This window comes from Parafrankia irregularis (genome assembly GCF_001536285.1).
GTDB classification, from domain to species: Bacteria; Actinomycetota; Actinomycetes; order Frankiales; family Frankiaceae; genus Parafrankia; species Parafrankia irregularis.
On the sequence record NZ_FAOZ01000037.1, the window covers coordinates 22,000 to 44,144 of the forward strand.

17 protein-coding genes are annotated in these 22,145 nt (G+C 69.7%); 6 read left to right on the forward strand and 11 right to left on the reverse strand.

Annotation, left to right across the window (positions count from 1 at the left end; translation table 11 throughout):
- Positions 1-139: 139 nt before the first annotated feature.
- The gene (locus tag AWX74_RS33535; RefSeq protein WP_091284876.1) at positions 140-2,569 is read right to left on the reverse strand and encodes a DUF7846 domain-containing protein; all 2,430 of its coding nucleotides are present in this window, start codon (positions 2,567-2,569) and stop codon (positions 140-142) included.
- Between the two features lie 880 nt (positions 2,570-3,449).
- Here AWX74_RS33535 and AWX74_RS33540 point away from each other — a divergent pair.
- A complete protein-coding gene (locus AWX74_RS33540; RefSeq protein ID WP_165615899.1) occupies positions 3,450-3,935 on the forward strand; it encodes an HIT family protein in 486 nt (161 codons plus the stop codon).
- Positions 3,936-3,959: 24 nt separating this feature from the next.
- On the opposite strand, the gene AWX74_RS33545 is transcribed toward AWX74_RS33540, so the two are convergent.
- Both AWX74_RS33545 and AWX74_RS40380 read right to left on the reverse strand, forming a co-directional pair.
- Positions 3,960-4,328, reverse strand: a complete 369-nt coding sequence (locus tag AWX74_RS33545) for an RNA-binding S4 domain-containing protein (protein ID WP_054568197.1) — start codon at positions 4,326-4,328, stop codon at positions 3,960-3,962.
- Between the two features lie 10 nt (positions 4,329-4,338).
- A complete protein-coding gene (locus tag AWX74_RS40380; protein ID WP_165615900.1) occupies positions 4,339-4,509 on the reverse strand; it encodes a hypothetical protein in 171 nt (56 codons plus the stop codon).
- Positions 4,510-4,658: 149 nt separating this feature from the next.
- On the opposite strand from AWX74_RS40380, the gene AWX74_RS33550 reads away from it, so the two are divergent.
- Entirely contained in the window at positions 4,659-5,159 is a 501-nt protein-coding gene (locus AWX74_RS33550; RefSeq protein ID WP_165615901.1) for a hypothetical protein, read from the forward strand.
- Positions 5,156-6,694 carry a hypothetical protein gene (locus AWX74_RS33555; protein ID WP_193209758.1) on the forward strand — a complete coding sequence of 513 codons (1,539 nt, stop codon included), beginning with the start codon at positions 5,156-5,158 and terminating at the stop codon, positions 6,692-6,694. Before AWX74_RS33550 ends, AWX74_RS33555 begins: the two co-directional genes overlap by 4 nt.
- Here AWX74_RS33555 and AWX74_RS33560 read toward each other — a convergent pair.
- From AWX74_RS33560 to AWX74_RS33590, 7 genes are all read right to left on the reverse strand, one after another.
- A complete protein-coding gene (locus tag AWX74_RS33560) occupies positions 6,671-8,185 on the reverse strand; it encodes a DHA2 family efflux MFS transporter permease subunit (RefSeq protein WP_091284880.1) in 1,515 nt (504 codons plus the stop codon). The two genes, AWX74_RS33555 and AWX74_RS33560, sit on opposite strands and share 24 nt — an antisense overlap.
- 266 nt (positions 8,186-8,451) lie before the next feature.
- On the reverse strand, positions 8,452-9,273 hold the full coding sequence (locus tag AWX74_RS33565) for an SDR family oxidoreductase (RefSeq protein WP_091284882.1): 822 nt from the start codon (positions 9,271-9,273) through the stop codon (positions 8,452-8,454).
- A 121-nt stretch (positions 9,274-9,394) separates the two neighbouring features.
- Positions 9,395-11,137, reverse strand: coding sequence for a bifunctional NAD(P)/FAD-dependent oxidoreductase/class I SAM-dependent methyltransferase (locus AWX74_RS33570; RefSeq protein ID WP_091284884.1), 1,743 nt, complete (start codon positions 11,135-11,137; stop codon positions 9,395-9,397).
- Positions 11,138-11,317: 180 nt separating this feature from the next.
- Complete coding sequence (gene lysS, locus AWX74_RS33575) at positions 11,318-12,871, reverse strand: lysine--tRNA ligase (protein ID WP_091284886.1); 1,554 nt, start codon at positions 12,869-12,871, stop codon at positions 11,318-11,320.
- Positions 12,872-13,030: 159 nt separating this feature from the next.
- A complete protein-coding gene (locus tag AWX74_RS33580; protein WP_091284888.1) occupies positions 13,031-14,980 on the reverse strand; it encodes an ABC transporter ATP-binding protein in 1,950 nt (649 codons plus the stop codon).
- Entirely contained in the window at positions 14,977-16,713 is a 1,737-nt protein-coding gene (locus AWX74_RS33585; RefSeq protein ID WP_091284889.1) for an ABC transporter ATP-binding protein, read from the reverse strand. The genes AWX74_RS33580 and AWX74_RS33585 overlap by 4 nt, the downstream gene beginning before the upstream one ends.
- Positions 16,714-17,020: 307 nt before the next feature.
- Complete coding sequence (locus AWX74_RS33590; RefSeq protein ID WP_076831980.1) at positions 17,021-17,488, reverse strand: hypothetical protein; 468 nt, start codon at positions 17,486-17,488, stop codon at positions 17,021-17,023.
- A gap of 463 nt (positions 17,489-17,951) precedes the next feature.
- On the opposite strand from AWX74_RS33590, the gene AWX74_RS40385 reads away from it, so the two are divergent.
- The 3 genes from AWX74_RS40385 (at position 17,952) to AWX74_RS33600 (ending at position 21,385) form a co-directional block, all read left to right on the forward strand.
- Positions 17,952-18,095 (forward strand): hypothetical protein, encoded by a 144-nt coding sequence (locus AWX74_RS40385; protein ID WP_006541121.1) that lies wholly within the window; start codon positions 17,952-17,954, stop codon positions 18,093-18,095.
- 423 nt (positions 18,096-18,518) lie between these two features.
- Positions 18,519-19,526 (forward strand): serine hydrolase domain-containing protein, encoded by a 1,008-nt coding sequence (locus AWX74_RS33595; protein WP_242666537.1) that lies wholly within the window; start codon positions 18,519-18,521, stop codon positions 19,524-19,526.
- 1,028 nt (positions 19,527-20,554) lie between these two features.
- Entirely contained in the window at positions 20,555-21,385 is an 831-nt protein-coding gene (locus AWX74_RS33600) for a hypothetical protein (RefSeq protein ID WP_226931086.1), read from the forward strand.
- Positions 21,386-21,597: 212 nt separating this feature from the next.
- On the opposite strand, the gene AWX74_RS33605 is transcribed toward AWX74_RS33600, so the two are convergent.
- Positions 21,598-22,125: a methylated-DNA--[protein]-cysteine S-methyltransferase gene (locus AWX74_RS33605; protein ID WP_091284894.1), complete on the reverse strand. Its 528-nt coding sequence runs from the start codon at positions 22,123-22,125 to the stop codon at positions 21,598-21,600.
- Between the last annotated feature and the right edge of the window lie 20 nt (positions 22,126-22,145).

The following is a 22,145-nucleotide window of genomic DNA, read 5'->3' on the forward strand; positions in this document are numbered from 1 at the left end:
GCAAAGGTTACTTGGGTCGGCCGGCCCGACCGGTCGCACGACAACCGTCCTTGCCACCTGCGTGAGCGCCCGGCCGAATTCGACGTGAGCTGTCGCCAAGCTCTCGCTGTGTACCTGATACGACCTGGATGTCGGACGTCTACCGGCCGCCACCGGTGGCGGTCCGGCCCGAAAGGCCCGGATCGAGCCGGGTCAGCGAGACCTGCAGCACCGGCCGGGTCGCCGCCGCTATCCACTCGGTACCGGAGGCCGTGGGTAGCCGCCGCCAGCCGAGCCCGGGGGCGAGCAGCGCGAGCTCGCCGTCCGAGCGCTGGACCAACGGGATCCGTTCCTCCCAGACGGCGGCTCCGGCGCCGGAGCCGTCCGCGTAACCCACGACGAGTTCCTCGGGCAGCGACGCCGGCGAGGTTCCGATCTCGTCCGGACCGGTCGCCAGATCGCTCGTGGTGAGAACAAAGGTGTGGCTGGTGGCGCCATCGAGTTCCCGCAGCACACCACCGAGCCGAACGTACAGTCGCGACCCCAGCCCCAGCCCCTGGCCCTGACCCAGCCCCTGCCCCTGCCCCTGCCCCGCGCCAACGGGTGCCCGCACGTTCACCTGGATCTCGATGCGAGTGCCGGTGACCTGCCGCAACGCTTCGAAGGAGCCACGGAAGCTGCCGGGAACGGTCGGGTCGACAATCTCCTCCGGCCGCAGCCGGTAGATCGTCCGGCCGGGCATCCGGTCGGGCAGCGCGGCCGAGCCGGGACCGATGTCCGCCGCGTAGACGACCGGACCATCAAGATCCGGGGAGTTCCGCAGCGTGTGGTACGGGATCTGGGTGTACCGACTCGGGGTCTGCGGCGTCACCAGGATCACTGCGGGTGTGTCGAGCTCGTCGGGGATCAACTCGTCCACAAAATGATTGCTCTCGTTGACACCACGCTGGACGTCGATGCGCCCCGGCAGACTCGACCAGGTGATCGCGAGGAGTCCCACCCCGGCGACCACGGCCACCCCCGGCCGGGCCAGGCGCAGCCCCGCCGCCCACCAGTCCCCCGCCCGCCCGGCCATCACATGCCCGGCCATCGCGCGCCGGCCCACCGCGCGCCCGGCCACCGCACGCTCGCCCACCGCACGCCCGGCCAGACCCAGCCACTCGGTGAGGCGCCGCGACAGGCCCCCGAGCCACCGCGCGCCCTCGGCCGCGAGGATGACGACCGGGGTGAACGCGGCGAGGTGGTAATGCGGCCCTAGCCCGTTACGCAGACCCGGCATCGCGAACGCGGAGCCCCACCAGAAGGAATAGCCACCGAGCACCATGCCGGCCGTGACCACAAGCATGATCCGTTCGGGCCTGCGCCGTGGCGCGAACAGGCCAGCGGCCGCCAACCCGACCAGGACGGTGCCACCGAACAACCAGCTGGGGGCGGCAGCGAGGGTCTCGCGTAGCGCATCCAGCGCCAGCCGGCGGGTGAACAGGAAACTCGACTCGGACGGCAGGATCCGCCGCGGCCCGAAGCCGAAGCGGTCCAGCGGATCAGAGGCCGACAGGGGCATGCGCAGCGGTGACCCCGTGACGTACCAGCAGTAGGCCGCCGCCACCAGCACGAACGGCAGCGCACCGATCCCGGCCCAGCCCGCACGATGCGTCATGGTCCGCGCCCGGACCCGCACCCACGCCCGGGCCCCCGACAGCGCCCCCCGCCGTACCACCGGCTTTGACCATTCCGGGCCGGGCAGCTGCCGTACCCGCAGCAGCGCCAGCCCGAACACCGGGAGAAGCACCAGGACCGCATCGAACGGCCGGATGAGCAGCGCGAAGCCCGCGCTGGCACCGCCCAGGAACAGTGCTGGCCGCGAGCCGGTCCGGGCCCCGCGCAGAAGCTCGGCAGCCGCGAGCACGAGCGTCGCCGCACCCGCGGCATACGCAAGCGGAAGTGCGGTGTGCAGCAGCACAATCGGCGACAGGGCCACGCCCGCCGCCGCCATGAGCGCCGTGCGCACATCGGCGAACAGCTCTCTGGCCAGCCGGAACGTCCCGACGACCCAACCGGCCGCCACCGCCGCGGGCGCGACCACCATCGTCCCGAACAGCGCCTGCGACGCGGCGAGCATCGCCGGCCAGCCAGGCAGATACTTCGTGAACACCCTGCCGTCGTGCTCACCGGTGAGCCACGGCCGGAAGAACGGCTCGACCACGGTGGCGTCCAGGGTCAGCCGCCCCTGGAGCAACATCCGGGCCTGCAGGACGTAGGCGGCTTCGTCCGCGTCACCGGAACCGTCCGGGAAGAGGATCTTCTGCAGGAGCACGCTGCCGACGAACGACAGCAGTGCGAGCACGGTGACGGCGATCGCTGGACGCGAGAGCCGCAGGCGGATCCGCCTCGTGCGTGCGGGTCGCGACACCACCCGCCCACGTACGCCGAGGCTGCGGGACGCCCCCACCACGGCAGCCTTGTCGAGTGCCGCCTCGTCGAGGGGCGCCTCGTCGAGGGGCGCCTCGACGAGGGGCGCCTCGTGCACCGTCGACTCGTGCACGGTCGACTCGTCGACCGTGGTGTCGACGGTCATCGGCTCGATGGTCATCGACCGCGGTGGGAGTTGGCGGCGTTTGTCACGCGCAGGCCACGGTGCGGCGCGAACCTTTTCCGATCATGTACCTGCCCGACCCCATCCAAGGTCGCTGGGCGGATTGCTCGCACCCAGCCGATTGCAACAAATGATCCGTATGCAGTACCTGGAATGATAGAAAACCATTGACGGGTTCCTGCAGCGGGGTCGGAAAAGTGTCACTTCAGTGCCCTGAGCTGGCCACATAGGCCAATGCGGATCGGCCGGCCGCGTCGCCGCGTCGCCACGCCACGCCGCCATGTCGCGACGCCACGCCACTGGCCGATCTCGCTGGTGGCCCGCGGCGCCCACAGGCAAGCCGCGCCGACCGGGACACCACCGCCAAACCAGGTGTTCACGGCTTCCCGTGACACCCGGGTGGCAGGACATGAGGATCCCGGTCGTTGGAACGACGAAAATCCCCGGATCTTCGAGCCGCGACTTCAAGCTGCTGCTGCCGCCGCCAAGCAGGACCTGAGGATTTCGACTGTTGGGCACCCGTCGCGAAATCACGTCGACCAAGATCAAGAATTGGAGGATGCGGCCGAGATCGCCTCCACTCGAAGATCATGCGATCTTTGCCGTCCTGACGACCAAAATCCTCAACTCTTGCCAGGTCGCAACAGCTGCCCGAGATCGCCATTTCGAAGATCATGGAATTCGCGTCGTCCTGACGACCACGATCGTCGGCTCTTGCCCGGCAGCAAGGGCTTCCGAGGTTCGGGATCCTGCTCCGGGCTCCAGAACAAGCAAATCCTCAACTCTTCGAGCCGCAGCTTCAGGCCGCCGCCGCCGAGTGCCGAGTGCCGAGGCTCATTGTTGAATACGGGCCGGCGAGGGGTCCGGCTCTCCTAGGATGACCATCGTGCTCGACGACCAAGCAACTGGTTCGGACAGCTGCTATTCATGCAGGCAGGAGGCTTCGCTGGCCACCTTGCCGATCCGCGAGCGAATCCTGGTCGGTGCGGGATGGCGCGCGGCGCACGCCATCCGCTGCGCGCTTCCGGGCTGGCTGGTGCTCGTCGCCCGTCGACACATCACCACGATCGCCGGCCTGGACGCGGCCGCAGCCGCCGAACTCGGCGTTCTGTGCCGCACGCTGAGCCTGGCGCTGACCGACGTGACAGGGTGCGCGAAAACCTACGTCGCGGCGTTTTCCGAGGCCCCGGGATTCGACCACCTGCACGTGCATGTCATTCCCCGGGCGCACGAAGTTCCCGTCGAGGAGCGCGGCCCGTCGATCTTCCGATACCTGCGCGAGCCTTCGGCGGCCTGGGTGCCCGAGGCGGCGATGAACGACCTCGCCCGAGCGCTCGCCGCACGGATCACGACCACCACGTAGGTCGAGTGATCCTTTCCGTGACCTTCAGCGGTTGCGGAGCCGTTCCACCGCTCGGCGGTCCCGCTTGGTCGGGCGCCCCGTTCCCCGATCACGCACCGCCATCAGCGGCTGGCGCTCCGGCGGTGGCGGGCTGTTGTCGAGGTAGCACTCCGCCGCGACAGCGGCGCCGACCCGCTTCGTGAGCACCTTGGTCACCACCACGACACGTTCGTGGCCGTCCTGCCGGAGCCGGACCTCGTCCCCGACACGCACGGGCCGGGCCGGTTTCACCCGCTCACCGTTGAGCCGGACGTGACCACCCCGGCAGGCGTCCCCCGCCATCGTGCGGGTCTTGACGAGCCGGACCGACCAGATCCAGATGTCAACCCGTGTGGTCCCTTCCTCCGACGTCATGGAGAGGATGCTACGAACCGACAGCGCTGGTGGCGAGCCTGATCGTGAAACCGCCAGCCGAGCCGCCAACGCGACCGAAGACAATCACTTTCGCCACGGACAAGTCCACCACCTGCGAAAACACATTGGTCAACACGGCCGGGGCGGGCAGCGGCCAGGAATCCCGGTCGCCGACGGCCACCAGAAGCCCCGGTTGACGGCCTTTACGCCCACCTGGGTCGGATACCCTCGACAACCGTGGCGGGGGAGCAGCTGCACCAGCGTGGAGCGGATGGAGCCCGCCGGGCAAAGCTCTGGCTCGAGGCCACGACCCGTGCGAACGTCTACTATGTGACTCCCGAGCCAGTGGCAGTGGCGAAGCTGAGCTACCGGTGGGCTGATGGTGGAAGCTTCTCCTACGACCTCGGCGGAGTTCTGCTGGGCGGCGAGTTCCAGGGCCACGAGTTCGTGGCCGAGTCCAAGTTCTACGACGGCCATCATGACCAGGGAACTCTCTATGTGGAGTTCCTCGCGAAATGCTACCGCGCGCTGACGCTGCAGCCCACGCGAATAGACCACTTCATGTGGATCACCTGGGCCCCCTTCCTGGTGACCCGATGGTCAGACCTCCGCTCACCCGGAGAGATCCGATCCGCGGTGAAGCTGCACCGCGGACGGGTCTTCGGAAGCCCGTCGAACCACCCGGTGGACCAGATCTCGGACGAGACCTGCGAGCTCCTGGCGGAACGCCTGTGGATCATCGTGCTCTCCGAAAGACAGGAGAAGCTGGTGATCTCCACCGAGAACCTAAGTATACTTCGGGCTGTAGGCATCGAGAGGGGAGCCGGATGACCACCCCGACCTACGCCGCCGCACTGGAAGCAGCACTCGGCATATCAAGTACCCGGGAAAGCGTCCAGGGCATAAAATCCGTCGTCGCGCGGGAGATCGAGGCGACCGACACGTCGGCGCGAATCCGCGACACAGGATATTTCAATCACTCGTACATGCCCGACTTCGTACTGGAATGGCCGGACGACGAGGCCGCCGGCCAGCGATTCATGTACCTGAAGTTCAGCGGCGATGCCGACTACTTCGCCCGCGATGTCGCCCTTGTCGAGGACCGTGAGCCGATCGTCTTCAGCATCGGGCATCACCGCAACGCCCGCGCGGCCCAGGCCCGCCTCGCGGCGGAGACCGGCGCCGTCAACACGCTTCTCACCGACGCCGACGGCCTCGCCACGATGATCGAGCGGCGGGACCGCACGCCCGACGTCCGGATCATCTCCACGGCTCTCACCCAGGACGGGCGCGGATTCCTCGACGCCGAGAACGCATCCCTCATCGCCGACGGGTTCAGTCAGGGTATCGACGCGGCACGCTCATTGGCGGTCGAGGGCACCAGGCACGCGACGGACATCGTCACCGCCAGGCTTCGTCGGCGGCAGTCCCGCCTGCTGAACCAGTTCCTCCAGGCGGTGTGGGTCGGGTCCGGCGGAAGTATCGAACGGTTTCCGGGTGTCCGCGACCTGTCCGGCGAGATCGCGGACAGCGCACTGGAGTTCCTTCTCACCGGCGACGAGATCGTCGACCCGGAGTTCTGGCGGCGGCTGGGCCGGCACGCGACACTGGAGCAGCTCACCCGGCTGAAGATCGGCCGCTCGACCCGAAATCTTCAGCATTTCATCACGCACAACATCGACGTCCTCTGGGCCCGCGCGTTCCGTCTCCAGCAAACAACGGACAGCCCGACCGAGGAGCCGGCCGCCCTGGAATGGGCGATCGAGAGAAAACTCCTCTCACTGCGTTCCGCGGGTTTCTCCGCATATTTCGACACCTCCGTCGAGGAGCTGCGCCGGAAAACATCCGGGGCGCGCACCCGCGGAATCAGTCTGGCGGTCCTGCTCGAGCGGGCCGCCGGTACCGTGGTGGCCGAGCTGGAGATCACTGCCGACCGTCGAAGCATCGTCTACCGGTCGGACGAGAGCATCGACATCACCCGTGACGAGCGCCTCGCCGCGCTCGCCGCGTCGCTCGGCCCGGACGCACGTGTCACCAGAGCGCGGATTCCGGTCACACGGGACAGAAATCTCGTATGTGACTTCACCTCGCGGATCGTCGCGCCCCGAGGCCCGAGCAAGGTGCCGATGTCGGAGCTGCTGGTCTGCCTTCCCCTACTGCACGAGCTCACCAGCGCCGAAACGACCGAGCTCTCCGTGATCCTCGAATCGGCCACCGGGAAGGAGGTCATGACCGACCACTCGACCGTGCGGCTGCCGCCGCCGGCAACCGGCGAGCTCGCGGGCGGCGGCCAGGCCGCGGTGGGCGCCGCCCGGGAGGACACCGGTTGGGAGCTGGGCCGGCTACCCTTCGACGACGGCTGTTGAGGTCTGGCTGGCGCGGCGAGGGAGCACCGTCAGAGCCGCGACCAGTGCGCCTGCCATGAGAACCAACGGCACGCCGAGGGTGGTGCGGCAGGCGGCCGCGAAGCCCGCGGCGACGTCGACGGCCACCTGCGCCGGGCCTGCGCCTGGTACAGCGGTGTCAGATCCACCGCCGGCGTCTCCTCCGGCGAGCACCGCGGCGAGCCCTCGCGAGGCGAGGCCAGAAGCCAGCACGACCGAGGTCGCGGCGGTGCCGATCGACACGCCGACCTGGCTGGTGATGTTCAACAGCGTGCTCCCAGACGGGGAGTCCCGATCATCGAGGTTACGCAGCGCGGTGGTGATGGTCGGCATGATCGTCGAACCGGCCCCGACACCCGTGACCGACATCGCGAGCATGAGCTGCCAGTACGGAGTGTTGGCGTCGAGCAGAAGCACCGCGGCGAGCAGCCCGGACGCCGCCAGGGTGATACCGAATCCGACGACCCGCGCCGGTTGCAGCCGATCGACCAGCCGGCTTGCCACCTGCAGCGAAAGGCCGGTGGCCAGAGCCTGCGGTATCCCGAGCATGCCCGTCTCCGCCGGGCTGAGCCCCCGTGCGACCTGCCAGTACAACGGCAGGACAAGCATCGATCCGAAGTAGGCCGACGAGAACAGCACCAGTGTGACCGCGCCGGAGGCGACCGCCCGCCTCCCCAGCAACGTGATCCGGACCAGCGGAGCCGGTGTCTTCAGGGCACGGACCACAAATCCGGCCACCATTGCGATGCCGACCAGGGCAGGCACGACCACAGAGCTGGACGCGACCGTTCCCAGACGACCACTTTCGGCCAGCCCGAAGACGAACAGGGCCAGGCCGGGCGCGACCAGGGCGAGACCGGCGACATCAAGTCGTGGGCCGGTCGCACGATCACCGACAGCACCACCGGCTGCCGCGGCGGCACCACTCGCCGAGCCGTTGAAGGGGCGCAGCGCCCGCGCGGCAAGCAGCAGCGCGGCCAGGCCCACGGGCAGGTTCACCAGGAAGATCCATCGCCAGGAGATTTCGACCAGCCAACCGCCGAGGGTCGGCCCCAGCACCGGCCCGACGAGAACCGGGAGCCCCAGCAGGCCCATCGCACGCCCCCGCCGCTCGGGGGGCGTCGCCCGCAAAACAATCATCATCCCGACCGGTTGCACCAGGCCGCCGCCGACGCCCTGAAGTACCCGGAAGGCGATGAGCGATCCGATGTCCCACGCCAGCCCGCACAGCACCGATCCCAGCACGAAGCCGCCGAGCGCGCCGACGTACACGCGACGGACCCCGAACCGGCCCACCAGCCAGGCGCTTGTCGGCACTGTCATCGCGAGAGCCAGCGTGTAGCCGGTCGAGACCCACTGGATCACCGGCAGCGAGACCGCCAGGTCCCGAGCCAGCGTCCGAATGGCCACGTTGATGATCGTGATGTCCAGGACGACGAGCAGACCGCCGAGGATCAGCGCGGCGAAGACCATCCGGGGCCGGATCCCGGGCGTTCCCGCCGACGAGGCACCGCCCGCTCCGCCTCCCGATGTGTCCGCAGATGGAGCGGACCCGTCGTCCGCGCTCGGCGGCCTGGCTGGCAGCACGGCCACTGCTGTCTCCTCCCGCGAGGCCAGCGGGGAGGACCCGGCCGGCACGTCAGTCGGGCCAGCCTCCTTCCTCAACCGAGGTTCAGGTCAAGCCGTCCTGATCAGCCCGCCGGCAGCTCAGCCCATCGGCAGCTCAGCTCACCGGCAGCTCAGCTCACCGGCAGCAGCGGCCGGATGGCGGCGACGGTGCCGCCGTCGACCAGCAGGTCGGTGCCGCTGACGAAACTGGCGTCCCGGCCGAGCAGGAAGGCCGCGGCGGCGGCGATGTCGTCCGGGGTGCCGAGACGCTTCGCCGCGGACATCGACACCATCATCCGCATCTGCTCCCCCGACTCCCCGGCCAGCTCCTCCTGGCCCATGGGGGTTGAGATGACCCCCGGGCTGATGGAGTTGACCCGTGCGCCGCGGTCCCCCCAGGGCCCGGCAGCCGCCTGCACCCGCACGATGTTGGCCCGCTTCGACTTGGAGTAGGCGGCACCCGGCGAGCCGAGGACGTCGGGTTCGAAGAACGGCAGGGCGAGCAGCTCGTCCGTGGGTGTCACGGCGACGATCCGCTCCTCCTCCGGTGTGAGACCGCCCATGTGGCCGGCCATGCTCGCGATGACGACTCCGGCACCACCGGGGGCGACGACCCGGGCGAACTCGTCGAGCACCAGCGCGACGCCGAGCAGGTCGACCCGCAGGATCGCCTCGGTCGACGCCTGCGTCGGGGAGAGTCCGGCGGTGTGCGCGATCTGGGTCACCCGCCCGAGCCCGGCGGCGGTGTCGGCGAGCGCGGCCACCGAGTCACGGCTGGAGACGTCGACGACCTGGGTGACGACGTCCTGCCCCTCGCCCAGCAGCACGTCGGCCACGCTGAGCGCGCCCTCGCTGACATCGGCCAGCAGGATCTTGCGACCGTTGCCGATCCGGCGAGCGATCGCCCGCCCCATTCCGCCGACGCCGATGACGACGACGATGTCCTTGTCCACCTGACGACCTCCGTCTTGCCGCTCCCAGAACGGTGGGGACTATACGGCTGCGCCACGTACGGTGCCGGGCCGAACGCCGGGCGCCGAACGACGACCAGTCCGCGCGCGAAAGCCGCGCAGGTCAGGGGCCCGCCACCGGCAGCGGGCGGGCGGGCGAAGCAGCGCGGCGGGCCCGCAGGACGACGTCGTGGGCATCGATCTCCCGCCCGTCCGGGGCGGTGAGGCGCCGTGGCCGGCGCTCCGCGACCTCGACGGCCCAGCCCGCGCCCAGCGAGGCGGCGACATCGGCGGCGGTCCAGCCCGTGTCCGCCACCCCGGGGCGAGGTGTCGGGATACCGAGGTCGTTCAGGTCGTGGCCGACGACCAGCAGCGTTCCACCGGGCGCGACGGCCGCCGCGAGGTGGGCGAACAGCGCCGGGCGACGGGCCGGTGGCAGATGCAGGTAGTGCGCGGTGACCAGGTCGAACGTCCCCGGCGCTTCGTGCTCCGACAGGTCGATGTGCAGCCAGGTGATGTCATGCCCGAGCTCCTCGGCCGTCGCGGCCGCGCGGCTCAGCGCCAGGGTCGACAGGTCGGCGCCGGTCACCTTCCAGCCACGGGCGGCCAGCCAGAACACGTCCCCGCCCTCCCCGGACCCGGCATCGAGCGCGGTGCCCGCGGGCAGCTCGGCGACCTCGGTGACCAGCACCGGATTCGGCCGGCCGCTCCAGATCTTCGGCCGGGCCCGGTACCGCTCATCCCAGGCCTCCTCGCTGAACTCGCTCTCCCAGTCGTGATCGCTGTGCCCGTGCCCGTGGCCGTGGCCATGGCCATGGCCATGGTCGTGGTCGTGGTCGTGGTCGCCATGATCATGGCGGTGCTCGTGGCCGGAACCGTTCGCCTGGCTGCCGCCGTGGCGGAGCCCCTGTCGGCGGGCGACCACCGCGCTGGCCGTGTCCTGCTCGATCAGATCGGCGTTCACGGCGGCCGCGGTGTTGAGGCCCGCCGCCGCGGCCACCAGAACTGGCGCCCGCAGGTCCGTGACGTTGCCCGCCACCCACACACCGGGCACCGCTGTCCTGCCGGTCGGGTCGGCCTCGATGTGGCTGCCCACCACATGATCACCCATTCGCAGGTCGACGGTCCCCAGCCCCAGACCAGCAGCCAGGTCCGCCCGCGCGTTCATCCGCGCCTGCACGGCTACCGCCTGGCACTGCACGAGACGTCCGGACAGCAGCCGGGCACCCGCCAGCCGGTCGTCGACCACCTCCAGCGCCCCGACCTCGCCGTCCACGACGGTCACGCCTCTGGCCGACAGCCGTTCGGCGTCCTCGGCGCCGAGAGCGGGTGCGGTGTGGGTGAACAGCAGGATGTCCCGGCTCCACTGGCGCCACAGCAGGGCCTGGTGCACGGCCAGCGGACCGGTCGCCAGGATCCCGATCGTCTGGTCGCGGATCTCCCAGCCATGGCAGTACGGGCAGTGCACGACGTCGCGCCCCCACCGCTGCGCCACCCCGGGCACCGGCGGCAGCTCATCGACCAGGCCGGTGGCCAGGATCAGGCGCCGGGCCCGAACGGCCCGCCGGTCGGACAGCACCACCCGGAAGCCGGGCTCGCCGCCCTCGTCCACCCGTTCAGCGGAGACCACAGGCGAGGTCACGACCTCGCCGCCGTAGCTGATGACCTCCCCGCGGCCGATGGCCAGCAGCTCCCCCGGTGGCGTGCCTTCCCGGCCCAGGTAGGTGTGGACCTGTGTCGCGGGGGCGTTTCGCGGATCACCCGCGTCGACCACGAGCACCGCCCGGCGCGCCCGCGCGAGGGTGAGCCCCGCGCTCAGACCAGCCGGGCCCCCGCCCACGATCACCACGTCGTACGTCGCGTCCATCCGCCTGCTCCTCGGATCCCTCGATGAGGGCGGTGCCGGTCAGGTACGACAACCGCCTGCTGGCGACCCTGCGCGAACGTCCACGGAGCTGACAAAAATCTTTGCCAAATCGGCAAACGAACGCGGTGGTGAGATCCTTTTGAGGACCGCGGGGGCCGGGACCCACCGGCGAGGCTGCGCCTAGACCGGATCCGCCGCCTCGACGGACGCACCCGCGATGTCAGCCGAGCCAACGGTTTCAGCCGAGGCGGCGGAGTCCTTCCCGTCAGCGGAGTCATCCCCGTCGGCGGAGTCGTCCGCGCCGGTCGCGGTCGGATCGGTCCGGCCTCGGCGCGAGTCGCGCATCAGTGGGAAGAGGACCACCTCTCGCAGCGTCGGGGCGTCGGTGAGAAGGGCGATGAGCCGGTCGATGCCGATGCCGAGCCCCGACATCGGCGGCATGCCGTACTCCATCGCCTCGATGAAGTCCTCTTCGAGCATCATCGTCTCGTCGTCGCCGGCCGCGCGCAGCTCGGCCTGTTCCTCCAGCCTGCGGCGCTGCTCGACCGGGTCAACCAGCTCCGAGTAGGCCTTCACCAGCTCCCAGCCGTTGACCACCACCTGGAACATGTCCAGCTGGGACGGATCGGAGTCGCTCCGCCTGGCCAGCGGGACCAGCTCCGCCGGGTGGTGCAGCAGGAAACACGGCTGGATCAGATGTGGGCGGACGGTCTTCTTGTAGAGCAGGTCGACGAGCCCCGCGTAGGAGGCCGCGTCGTCGACCTCGAGGCCGAGCTCGGCGATCCGCGCGCGCAGCGTCGGCAGATCACGAACGACCGTAAGGTCGATGCCGCTGTGCCGGGCGACCTCGGCGCGGTAGTCCAGCTCCGGCCATTCGGCGCCGAAGTCGAGCTTCACCCCGCCGTAGGTGACCGTCCGGGACCCGAAGACGTCGTCGAGAACAGCGAGGATCATCTCCCGGACGAACCGCATGTTGTCGCGGTAGTCCCAGTAGGCCGCGTACCACTCGAGCATCGTGAACTCCTGCAGGTGCGAGGGGTCCATGCCCTCGTTGCGGAAGTTCCGGCCGAGCTCGTACACGCGGTCCAGCGAACCGACGACGACCCGCTTGAGGAACGTCTCCGGTGAGATACGCAGGTAGAAGTCCTCGCCCAGGGCGTTGTGATGTGTGATGAACGGCCGGGCGGCGGCTCCGGAGGCGGCCTCCTGCAGCATCGGCGTCTCGACCTCGAGAAAATCGTTGTCGTCGAGGAAACGACGGATGCGGGAGATGGTCCGGGCCCGGATGCGGAACCGTTCCCGGGAGTCGTTGTTCACCAGCAGGTCGAGGTAGCGACGCCGTAGCCGGGCTTCGACGTTCGACAGGCCCAGCCACTTGTCCGGCAGAGCGCGCACCGTCCGGTTCAGCACGACGAGTTCGGACGCGCCGACCGTCCGCTCGCCGCGGCGGGTGGTGTAAAGCTTCCCGGTGACGCCGACGAAATCGCCGATCTTGACGGCACGGGCCCATTCCTGGAAGGTGTCGACGCCCAGTTCGTCACGCGAGAGCGAGACCTGGACACGCCCGGCACGGTCCTGAATGTGCCCGAAGATCAGGCCGCCCATCCGCCGCCACAGCACGACACGGCCGGCGAGGCGAACGACCTCGCCGTCCTCGGCGGCGCCGGCGGCGGCGGTCACCGAGTCGGTGCGATACCCGGAACGGGGACCGGCTGTGAACTCGTCCGTCGCCATGCACAACACCCTTTTGCGAGAGGTTCCGAGAGGTTCGCTGCCCGGGGGAACCCGGACGTCGTCACGGCCCGACGCCTCCGCGGGAGCGCCGACGGCCCGCATCACAAGCCTACTGGCCGCCTCCACCCTGCCCGTGTTCCGTGCCCGCGGCGGCTGGTCTCACCCGGCCTCCGCGACGGCCTGCGCGAACTGGGCCTGGTAGAGCCGGGCGTACGCCCCGTCCGCCGCCAGCAGGCTGGCGTGGTCGCCCTGTTCGACGATCGCGCCGTTCTCCATGACGAGGATTGTGTCGGCGTCACGAATGGTGGACAGCCGGTGGGCGATGACGAAGGCGGTGCGCCCGTGGCGCAGCCGGGACATGGCCCGCTGGATGAGGACCTCCGTCCGGGTGTCGACGGAGCTGGTCGCCTCGTCGAGAACGAGGATCAGCGGCTCGGCGAGGAAGGCGCGGGCGATCGTGATGAGCTGCTTCTCGCCGCCGCTGACGCCGACGCCCTCGTCGTCGAGCACGGTGTCGTAGCCGTCGGGCAGCGTGCGCACGAACCGGTCGACGTGCGCGGCGCGCGCCGCCTCGACGACCTGCTCGTGGGTGGCGCCCTCGGCGCCGTAGGCGATGTTCTCCGCGATCGTCCCGCCGAACAGCCAGGTGTCCTGCAGGACCATGCCGATGGAGGAGCGCAGGTCAGCCCGGGACATCCCCGCGATGTCCGCGCCGTCCAGCGTGATCCGCCCGCCGGTGACCTCGTAGAACCGCATCAGCAGGTTGATGAGGGTGGTCTTGCCGGCGCCGGTCGGGCCGACGATGGCGACGGTGTGGCCCGGTTCGGCGACGAGCGACAGGTCGTCGATCAGCGGCTTGTCCGGCTCGTAGCGGAAGGAGACGTGCTCGAACGCGACCCGGCCGCGGGCCTGCTCCGGTATGGCGGGCACCAGCGGGTCGGGCTCCTGCTCGGCGGCGTCGAGCAGGTCGAAGACGCGCTCCGCCGAGGCGACCCCGGACTGCGCCATGTTCGCCATGCTGGCCAGCTGCGTCAGCGGCTGGCTGAACTGCCGCGAGTACTGGATGAACGCCTGGACGTCACCGATGGACAGTGACCCGGAGGCCACCCGAAGGCCACCTACGACCGCCACCAGCACGTAGTTCAGGTTGCCGATGAACATCATCGCCGGCTGCATGAGGCCGGAGATGGACTGGGCCCGCCAGCTCGCCTCGTAAAGCCGCTCGTTGTGCTCGCGGAAGATCTCGGCGGCCTCGTCCTGCCGGCCGAACGCCCGCACCAGCATGTGGCCGGTGTACATCTCCTCGATGTGACCGTTGAGCTGCCCGGTCGTCTTCCACTGCTGCACGAACTGCGGTTGGGCGAGCTTGCCGACCCGAGCGGTAACGAAGATCGACACCGGGACGGTGACGACCGCGATCAGCGCGAGCAGCGGGGAGATCCAGATCATCATCGCCAGCACGCCGATGATGGTCAGCACCGAGGCGAGGATCTGGGAGAAGCTCTGCTGCAGGGTCTGGCCCAGGTTGTCGATGTCGTTGGTGACCCGGCTGAGCACCTCGCCGCGCTGGCTGCGGTCGAAGTACCGCAGCGGCAGCCGAGTGATCTTCGCCTGCACCTCGGCCCGCAGGTCGCTCAGCATGCGTTGCAGGGCCTTGTTCACCAGGCGGGCCTGCGCGACGGCGCAGGCCGTGGCGACCAGGTAGACGATCAGCACGGCCAGCAGCACCATCCCGATCGCCGTGAAGTCCATTCCCTTCCCGGGGGTCACGTCGACGGACGCGAGCAGGTCGGCCTGGGTACCGTGCCCCTCGGCCCGCAGCCGCGCGATCGCCTCGGCCTTCGTCGTGCCCGCGGGCAGCCGCGAGCTGAGCAGGCCGGCGAACACCAGGTCGGTGGCGTGCCCAAGCAGCCGTGGCCCGGTGACGGTGAGGCCGACGCTGATCACGGCAAGGATGACCGCGGGCACCAGCAGGCCCCGCTGGCGGCTCAGCAGCCCGAACAGCCGCCTGGTCGAGGCGGCGAAGTCGCCGGCCTTCTCTCCGCCGCCGCCCATGAAACGGGCGGGGCCGGCCATCGGGCGGGGTCCACCCGCCGGTGGGCGCGTCATGCCGCCGCTTCCTCCTCGGTCAGCTGCGAGAAGACGATCTCCTGGTAGGTCGGGTTCTCGGCCAGGAGCTCATGATGGGTCCCGGTACCGACAATCTCGCCGTCCTCCAGGACGATGATCTGGTCGGCGTCCCGGATGGTCGCCACCCGCTGGGCGACGATCAGTTTCGTGGCGTCGGCGGTCTCCCGGGCCAGCGCGGCCCGCAGCCGGGCGTCGGTGGCATAGTCCAGCGCCGAGAACGAGTCGTCGAACAGGTAGATCTCCGGGCGCCGGACCAGCGCCCGGGCGATCGCGAGGCGCTGGCGCTGACCGCCGGAGACATTGGTGCCGCCCTGGGCGACCCGGGTCGCCAGGCCGTCCGGCATCGCGGTGACGAACTCCCGGGCCTGCGCGATGTCGAGCGCCCACCACAGGTCGTCGTCGGTGGCCTCCGGGTTGCCGTAGCGCAGGTTCGACGCGATCGTGCCGGTGAACAGATAGGGCTTCTGCGGGACGAGCCCGACCACCCGGGCCAGCAGCGCCGGGTCGAGCTCGCGGACGTCCACCCCGTCGATCAGGACGGCGCCCTCGGAGACGTCCGACAGCCTGGGGACGAGGCCGAGCAGGGTGGACTTACCGCTGCCGGTGCTGCCGATGATCGCCACGGTCTGCCCCTGGCGGGCCGTGATGTCGACTCCGCGCAGCACCGGCTCCTCGGCGCCCGGGTAGCGGAAGCCGACGTCACGCAGTTCCAGCTCGCCGCGCCCGGCCAGCTCCCGCACGGGCTGCACGGGCGGGACGAGCGTGGACTGTGTGTCCAGGACCTCCTGGATGCGCTCCGCGCACACCTCGGCCCGCGGGAGCATCGCGAACATGAAGGTCGCCATCATCACCGCCATCAGGATCTGCATCAGATAGCTGAGGAACGCGGTCAGTGCGCCGACCTCCATGCCGCCGCTGGCGATGCGGTGCGCGCCGAACCAGATGACCGCGATGCTGGAGACGTTCACCACCGCCATGACCAGCGGGAACATCAGCGCCATGAGGCGCCCGATGCGCAGCGAGACGTCGGTGAGCTCGGTGTTGGCGGTGGCGAAACGCCGCTTCTCGTGCCCGTCCCGCACGAAGGCGCGGATCACCCGCAGGCCGGTGATCTGCTCGCGCAGGATCCGGTTCACCTCGTCGAGGCGGTCCTGCATGCGGCGGCCGAGCGGCGCCATCCGCCGGACGATCAGGACGACCGTCGTCGTCAGCACCGGCACGATCACGACGAGGAGCAGCGAGAGCTTGGCGTCCTGGTGCACGGCCAGCGCGATCCCGCCCAGGCACATGATCGGGGCCGAGATCATCATGGTGAACGCCATCAGCACGACCATCTGGACCTGCTGGACGTCGTTCGTCGCCCGGGTGATGAGCGACGGTGCCCCGAACCGCCCGACCTCGCGGGCCGAGAAGGACTGGACCCGGGCGAACACGGAGGCGCGGAGGTCTCGGCCGATGCCCATGGAGGTGCGAGCGCCGAACAGGACCGCGGCGGCCGAGCAGGCGGCCTGCACCAGCGTCACCCCGAGCATCAGCCCACCGAGGCGGAAGATGTAGCCGGTATCGCCCGGGACGACCCCGTTGTCGATGATGTCCGCGTTCAGCGTCGGCAGGTAGAGCATGGCCAGCGTGGCCGTGAACTGCAGCGCCACCAGCAGGGACACCGGCCGCCGGTAGGGGGCGAGGTGACTCCGCAGAAGTCTGACAAGCATGTGATCTCCGTCGGCGAATGGTCCCGGTCGGCCGCCGCCGCAGCCAACTGGAACGGTACGACCGGTACGCGCAGGTCGATCGGATCCGCGAGTGCGACCGATACGGAGAGTACGACCGTTTTCGCGGCCACGGGACGTACCCGACCTCAACCGGCCGGAGTCGACCCGCTCGACCGACCCTGCCGACGGCTGGCGAGCAGCAGGTTCCGGACGGATCAGGAAATGAGTCGGCCCCGGCCCGAACAGCCCCGCCTCCAGCGACAGGAGGCGTCGGCTGCCCGGGACCGGGGCCGATCAGATCGCGACGTCAGCGACGCTCGAGGAACCAGGAGACTCCAAGAGCCACCGCCAGGACCACACCGACGATCAGCAGACCGCCGAACGTGTAGAAGCCCACCGTCTTCACCAACGCGACGAGGATCGGTAGCGCGGCCGCGAGCAGGAAGATCCCGCGGCTGCGTACCGGAGTGTTGAGAAGGGTGGTGATCTTGCGCGGCCAGCTCTCCCGCGCCACGTTGAGATCATCGATCATGATCGGAATCGCCCTGATGGTGGACCAGGTCAGCGCGACGAACGCGATCGCCAGACCCCACCCGTAGAGGAAGCCGAGACCCCGCCCGAACGCGTCGAACGAGGAACCTGCTCCGACCACCGTGATCGCCAGCGGGATGTACCAACCGGTCGTGCGGTCCTGCCGGGCCTGCCCGGCGAACCGGCGGGCCTGCGCGAAGCGCTCTCCCTGCCAAGCGCCGTCACCTGGGTTCATGTTGACCATCGACCTTTCCTCCTTCGACGGCCCCCAGTCCGTCCTGACCCGCTGAACTCCCCACGGCCCGCGACGCCCGGACCTCGCGGACCGTGCACCCCCGGTTGCAGGTGCGCACCTTCGCATCGTCCTTCAGAAACGACCGCCATCGCGGCCGGATCCGCCACCTTGGGAGGAACCCGCAAGCACCTGACCTGATTGCCCGACTTCCACCAACCTGGACACACCCAGTATCACGGATACCCACCCGCAGCCGACCTACATCCGCCGATCGTCACAATCCAGGACGGGCGGGCGGCCGCCCGGGTGACATCCACTTCCAGCGACATCCCCCCAGGGAACATCCACACGAAGTGCCCGAAACGGCACCCTCCGTGGCTGCCGCGGAACATCGTGGCGTGGCACGCCACCCTCACGCGGCGCAGCCGGTAGGAAAAACCGGATCGGGGCTGGCTTGAGAGAGGCATCACCCATGAAGCGCTCCGTCCGCAACCTACGCAGAACCGTTCTGGCGATCCTCGCCGCCGGATCACTCGCGCTGCTCACCACCGCGGCCGGCTGCCAGCCCGGAGAGCCCTGCCCGTATCCGCCCGGCAAGCACCGGAGCCACTGCTGATCCGATGATCCGACGCGACGCCGTTCGATCGCGTCCGTCGCGTCCGTCGCGTCCGTCGCGTCCGTCGCGTCCGTCGCGCCGGTCGGCGGCGTCCGCCTGACGCCTTCGACCGCGCGACGAACCCATCACGTCAGCCGGAATCCGGACCCGCGATCCGGATTCCGGGTTTTCACTCCGCATCGGGACGTATACGGTCGCACCCCCGCGATCCGCAGCTTTCGGCCCGAGCGAGGTTCAGCGATGCGACGCCCTTTCCGCCCCGCCATCGGTATTGCGACGGCCGCGTGCGTCGCGGTCCTGGCCGTGAGCTGTACCAGTGACGGGTCACCCGACGGTCGCACAGCCACCGCCCCGGGTACGCCGACGGCGGCCGCGACCGCGCCGACGAAGCCGGTCGCCGTTCCCGGCGATACCTGGGAGACGGTGGAACCGGCCGAGGTCGGTCTCGACCCGGCAAAGCTCGACGAGATCGCCGACACCGCGGAGCAGGGCAAGTCAACCTGTTTACTGGTATCCCGAAACGGGAAAATCGCTGGCGAATGGTACTTTCGGGGCAGCGCGCCGAGCACTCCCAGCGCGGTGTATTCCGTGACCAAATCGCTCACCTCCACGCTGGTCGGCATCGCCCAGGACGACGGTGACCTGCGGCTGGACGACTCCGCCGCCACCTGGATCCCCCAGTGGAAGGGCACGGAGTCCGAAGCCGTGACCATCCGTGACCTGGTCAGCAACGACTCGGGCCGGCAGTGGAGCCTGAAGATCGACTATGAGGACCTGATCCGGGCCCCGGACAAGACCGCGTACGCCGTGGCGCTGCCGCAGGAGAAGGAGCCCGGGCAGGTCTGGGCCTACAACAACTCGGCCGTCCAGACGCTCGAGGAGGTGCTGCGCACGGCCACCGGCGAGGAGGTGACCGACTTCGCCCGTGAGCGGCTCTTCGAGCCGCTCGGCATGGACGACAGCCGGATGACGACCGACGCGGCCGGCAACACCCTGACCTTCATGGGGCTGCAGTCGACCTGCCGTGACATCGCCAGGCTTGGGTATCTTATGTTGGCGCATGGAAACTGGAACGGCGAGCAGATTGTCTCCGGCGACTGGGTCGATGCGGCCACCGGCACCTCGTCGACGGAGATGAACGCAGCCTACGGATATCTTTGGTGGCTCAATCGCGAAGGTGTTCTCGCCCAGCCGCTCGCGGCTTCCGACATTTCCGCCGCAGCCGATACGACAAAGAAGAACGGTAGTCTCGTGCCGGGCGCCCCTGCGGACATGTTCTGGGCAATCGGGCTCGGGAACCAGATCCTGCAGATCGATCCGGGGTCGGGAACAGTCGTGGTGCGGCTGGGTACGCCCGGGGCCCGACCAGTACCGCCGACATTCGGCACCGCGGAAGCGGCCCGGGTCGTGACCGAAGCACTTGTCGGCTGACCCTTCTCCATCGCCGACTCACCGGCGGCATCCTCGGTCGTACCGTGAGATGAAAAAGATCACCCATTCGATCCGCGTGGAGCAGCCGCGCCAAGGAACGCCGCTCCCCGAGCAGGGAGCGGAGTTCCAGGGCCGACACAATCACGATGCGGAACACGAGAACGTTCTTCGGCCGTGGTTCGGCGGCGCCCACGGCACGACGAACCGACGAACCGACGGCAAGCCCACGGGGACTGCGACACTGCCGACGCGGCCTGGGCGCTCGCCCTGGACCGGCCAGCACCAGCCGGTCCAGCACCGGCACCGCCGCCACCACGACGCCCGTCGTCAACACGACACCGCCTCGATCCGACCAGCTGCGACAGTTGCGCCGACGCCGATGAGCGGGCACTCCGGTTGCGCCGGCCTTCCGCGACACAGACACCCGCCGAGACCGACCCGAAGTTTTCTCGGTCAGCTGGTTGTGCGAACTTGCCGCGCATCTCGCCACCCAGTTTCCTCGTCCCCCAGAGCCCACCGGCAACAGGCCGCCGCTCGGAAAAGGGGTAAAGGAGATGCGGGAGCGCTTACACGGCGACGCGACCAGGAGTCGCACTTCACGCCGCGCGAACGAGGCCGACCCGGCACCAGCTAACCGGCCCCGCGGACCGCACAAGGGCCCACGCTTCACCAGACATGATCGTTCGCTGTACAACGAAACCGCGCAGATTCAGCGCGCGTCCGCATCAGGCGCACCCGAGCCGTATCATGCGCAACAATCAGAGTGGATCGCCGGGGAACGTGCCCGTCCCACCGCCCCACCGCCCGATGCGCCGAGAGCACGCGGGCGAACGAAGCAGAGAGAGGATCCACGCAGTGCCGCGAACTCGCCCGCCGGCCGACATGCCGCCCCTCGCCCGGACGGGGTGTGGGTGACTCTCGCGGGGGCCCGCCCCAAAGGCCCGCGCGCAGACCTCAAGGACGGGCCGCAGAAAGTACTTCTGACGCGCTTAAATGAGCTGAACAACCCCTATCGCGTCAGTTACGAAATGGTTGCGCGCGAGCTCTGGGCCGACACGGATCCCTCGAAGATCCAGAGGTCGCGGACCAGGGACCTGAGCCGCCAGTTCCGCGGCGAGAAGGCGATCGAGTGGCAGGTCGTCGAGATCTACGTCCACCTGCTGTTCCCCGACCCCGGCCCCGGCACGGAGCGTTCCGAGCTTCTGGAGCACCTGCGCCTGCTCCATGTCGAGGCGTTCGGCCAGACCGTCGCGCCCGACGGGCAACCCGCGCCGGAGGCCGAGGAGCCCGTGATCGACGCAGCGTACGTCGCGGAGCTCTCACGGCAGCTCGACGAGGCCCGCACCCGAGCGGCCTTCGCGACCGCGCTGCTGGTCATCGTCCAGGCGGAGAACACCGCGCTGAGGGGCCGCGGTCGGTCCTTCGACTGGTTCGGCACCACGGCGCGGGCCGATCAGCCCACGCCGCCCAACCGCACACGACGGCGAGCGACGACTTCGGGCTCGGCCTCGGGCGGCAGAGTCCAGACCGATCCGATCCCAGCCGCCGGCTCCGACACCAGTTCGATCGACCCGGTCACCGCGCCCATCGCCCGCAGGCAGGCCTACCGGGCCGCGCAACGCCGCCGCTCCGGCTCACCCGCGGGGTCCGGCGAGGCACTGCCGCCCGGGCACCGAGCGGCCTCGGTGAACCCGGTGGTACCGACGCCGTCCACGAGCTACTCCCTCGCGGCGCTGACCCGCTACCGGCCGGCACCCGCGTCACCTCGGCGCCTGCCCGGAACCGAGGTCCCGCCCGACGATCTGGGGCCTGACATCCTGGTCGGGCGGGAGAAGCGACGCCGCGGTCGGCCACGATGAGGCGCTGACACCGCCTGGTCGGCCGGAGGGGTGGGGGTGCGGGTCGACGCCGGCCGGCCCGCGGAACCGCCGATCCGGCGGCCGTCCCGGGGCCATCCGGCACAGCCTCGGGCCGCCCGGTGGGCTGCCAGGCAGCCCAGGGCCGCCGGCGGCGGCTGGGCTCGCCGGGCTGACGGCTGGGCTCGCTGGGCTGGGCTACTCGCTGGGCTGGGCTAAAGGAGCGAGATGCCTGCGGACCGCTGTTCCAGGGCCAGCAGATGGCGCTTGCGTTCCAGGCCACCGCCGTACCCGGTCAGGCTGCCGTTCGCGCCGATCACTCGATGGCAGGGCACGATGATGCTGATCGGATTCCTGCCGTTGGCGAGCCCGACAGCGCGGGACGCCCGCGGCTGGCCGATCCTGCGGGCGAGCTCCCCGTAGGAGATGGTCTGGGCGTACGGGATGTCGCGCAGTGCCGACCACACCTCCCGTTGGAACTCCGTACCGGCTGGCCGCAGCGGCAGGTCGAAGGTCGTCCGCCGGCCGGCGAAGTACTCGGCGAGCTGATCGGCCGCCGCTGCGAACGCGGAGTCGTCCCGGTCGCCGAACCAGGCCGGGTCGGGCACGTGACGCCCGCCGTCCATGAAGAGGCCGACGATCGCGCCGTCCCGGCCCACCAGGGTGATCGGACCGATCGGGCTGTCCACGACGGTATGGATGCGCCCGGAGACGTTCGGCCGCGAAGCCCTGGCCGGAGACATCACCTGAAGTGAATGCTCTG